Source organism: Candidatus Palibaumannia cicadellinicola (assembly GCF_002855795.1).
GTDB lineage: Bacteria > Pseudomonadota > Gammaproteobacteria > Enterobacterales > Enterobacteriaceae > Baumannia > Baumannia cicadellinicola_C.
Genome location: NZ_NJPO01000120.1, coordinates 1 through 2905 on the forward strand (window position 1 = coordinate 1; position 2905 = coordinate 2905).

At 40.0% G+C, this 2905-nt stretch carries 4 protein-coding genes; all 4 read right to left on the reverse strand.

Annotated elements, in window-relative coordinates; all coding sequences use genetic code 11:
- The coding region (gene pdxJ / locus CEX73_RS02285) for a pyridoxine 5'-phosphate synthase (RefSeq protein WP_101626981.1) at positions 1 to 729 on the reverse strand (729 nt) is incomplete at its 3' end.
- 59 nt (positions 730 to 788) lie between these two features.
- Positions 789 to 1694: a GTPase Era gene (gene era, locus CEX73_RS02290; protein WP_101626982.1), complete on the reverse strand. Its 906-nt coding sequence runs from the start codon at positions 1692 to 1694 to the stop codon at positions 789 to 791.
- Complete coding sequence (rnc, locus tag CEX73_RS02295; RefSeq protein ID WP_101626983.1) at positions 1691 to 2383, reverse strand: ribonuclease III; 693 nt, start codon at positions 2381 to 2383, stop codon at positions 1691 to 1693. The genes era and rnc overlap by 4 nt, the downstream gene beginning before the upstream one ends.
- Positions 2384 to 2523: 140 nt before the next feature.
- Positions 2524 to 2905 (reverse strand): signal peptidase I (gene lepB / locus CEX73_RS02300; protein ID WP_101626984.1); only part of this gene is annotated, 382 nt, incomplete at its 5' end.

A 2905-nucleotide genomic window follows, 5' to 3' on the forward strand; every position in this document is an offset into this window, starting at 1 on the left:
GCGGCGCGTATGGTATAATAAAGAATTCATATCAGTAATCGCATTCGCTAAGCCGCAGATGACTGCACGACTGATAATCGAGTGACCAATATTTAGTTCGTGTATGGATGGTAGCGCTGCTATATAGTTAACATTATGGTAATTCAGACCATGACCAGCATTTGCCTTTAGACCAAGTTGAGCAGCGTAATCAGCTGTTTGTCTAATGCGTTCTAGCTCTGCGGTACGGGCGATAGCATTTTTAGTTTCGGCATAAAAACCAGTATGTATTTCAATATAAGGCGAACCAATTTCAGCTGCTGCCTCGACCTGATGTTTATCTGCATCGATGAAAAGGGACACCTGAATTCCTGCATCGCTCAGACGAGAAACCGCATTACATAATTTTGCTTTCTGTTTGGCAACGTCTAATCCGCCTTCTGTGGTTAACTCTTGGCGTTTTTCTGGTACCAAGCAACAGAAATGAGGTTGCAAACGACAGGCTATAGTAACCATCTCATCCGTAACAGCCATTTCTAGGTTGAGACGGGTTTGAATCGTCTGTCGTAGTATTTCGACATCACGATCAGTAATATGACGACGATCTTCGCGTAGATGGACCGTGATTCCGTCAGCACCAGCTTGTTCAGCGATAAATGCCGCCTGCACGGGATCAGGCCCGACAGTACCCCGTACATTACGTAATGTAGCAACATGATCGATATTAACGTTTAGCAACAACTTCGACATATCTTTCTCCTTATCACAAATATTAGTCAGCGCGTTGTCAACTTGACCATCAAAGTACCTTATGGATATTCCAGATATCCCAGACGATGCAAGGTAGATTCATCATTAGTCCATCCTAATTTCACCTTAACCCATAGTTCTAGATGCACACTGGTTTGAAATATAGTTTTCATCGTCTGTCTAGCTTCAATACCGATAATTTTTATCTTTTTACCTTGATTACCGATGAGTATTTTTTTATGTGCTACTTTTTCGACCCAAATTATTCCTTTGATGTCGTAACAGCCGTTATTTTTAGTAGTAAAGCTTTCTATTTCTACCGTTATAGAATACGGTAGCTCATCACCCAAAAATCGCATTAACTTTTCACGGATAATTTCAGAAGCCACAAAGTGCTGTGAACGATCAGTGATAGACTCTATCGGAAAATAGTGAACTGCTACTGGCAATATCTTACGCACAATAATCGCTAAAGTATTAATACCCATGCCGTTCACAGCACAAGTAGGTAGAATAGCGTGACTATTAATTTTTTGTCTGAGAAAATTAATATGTGGTAGAAGCTTTTCTTTATTGGTCACTTTATCTACTTTATTAATAACTAACACCACCTGCTGATCGTACAGTTTATTAACTATCATTTCGTCATCATGAGTCCATTTAGTGCCTTCTACCACGAATATAACTAGTTCTACATTGCTAATAGATCTGCTAGCAGCGCGGTTCATCAAACGGTTAAGCATATTTTTCTCATCAAGATGTAGCCCAGGGGTATCTATATAAATAGACTGGTATAGTCCTTCCATGTCTGTGTTAATACCTAGAATACGGTGACGTGTAGTCTGTGGCTTACGTGAAGTAATAGACAATTTTTGCCCTAAAAGTTGATTGAAAAGAGTAGATTTACCAACATTAGGACGCCCCACGATCGCAATAAAACCACAATAGGTTATCTTTTCGCTCATGATAATTCTCTTTTTAGCATTTTAAGCGCATTTAGCGCTTGCTTCGCAGCCGCCTGTTCTGCTTGACGACGGCTAGAACCATTGCCGATAACAGGATATGCTAGACCACTCACCTGGCAATGGATTAGAAATTTAGGATCATGAGTCTCCCCATTAATTTGCACAACAAGATAGATAGGTAATGGCATATGACGTCCCTGTAGATACTCCTGCAAGCGAGTTTTGGGATCTTTTTGTCTTTCCCCCGGACTAATTTCATTTAAGCGACTGCGGTACCAGTTAAGAATCAATTGCTCTACAGTAATAATATCGCTATCTAGAAAGATACTACCAATCAACGCTTCTACTGTATCGGCAAGAATTGATTCCCGACGTAATCCGCCGCTTTTCAGCTCTCCAATTCCTAGACGTAAATAGGCGCTTAACTCCCACTCCCGAGCTATTTCAGCTAAAGTATTACCACGCACCAACGTAGCGCGCATACGGCTCATGTCTCCCTCGTTAATACGCTGGAAACGCTGATATAGCGCATGGGCTATCACATAACTCAGTATAGAGTCACCGAGAAATTCTAGTCGTTCATTATGTTGATTGCTGGCACTACGATGTGTCAGTGCCTGTAATAAGAGCTCGTGCTGTTTAAAAATATAGCCAATTTTCTTTTGGAGATTATTTAATAGGGGGTTCATGCGTTACCAAAAAATCTGCTCTGTGCAAAACAACTATTGCATATTTAATGAACATAAATATAAACATGGTTATTAACACGGTTAGATTATATCTAAATATCAGTAAATAAAATAATTAGGAGATAAGTAATCGTAATCTATTAATGAATGCGACCAATACGGCTTAAGCGGACACCAGTTGGCCACTGATATTCTTGTTTTTCGAAGCTCATCCAAATCACTATAGCTTTACCCACGAGATTTTGTTCCGGCACGAAACCCCAGTAACGGCTATCGGCGCTATTATCACGGTTATCACCCATCATAAAATATTCGCCTTCCGGTACAATCCATTCTGTTAGCGGATTACCAGGCTGCTGATAGTAAATACTCATGAAATCTAGTTGGTTAGGTGTTATTAAGATATCATGTACTACTCCACCTAATGATTCTTGACACTGCAATAAACGAATACCACTGTAGAATAGTTGATCTGTTGGTATTTGTATAAATTGGTTGCTGGTGTAACGATTGCTATTATAA

Bases quoted from the DNA above. Each gene is read 5' to 3' on its own strand.
- era (WP_101626982.1), bottom strand. From the start codon at position 1,694: ATGAGCGAAAAGATAACCTATTGTGGTTTTATTGCGATCGTGGGGCGT.
- rnc (WP_101626983.1), bottom strand. From the start codon at position 2,383: ATGAACCCCCTATTAAATAATCTCCAAAAGAAAATTGGCTATATTTTT.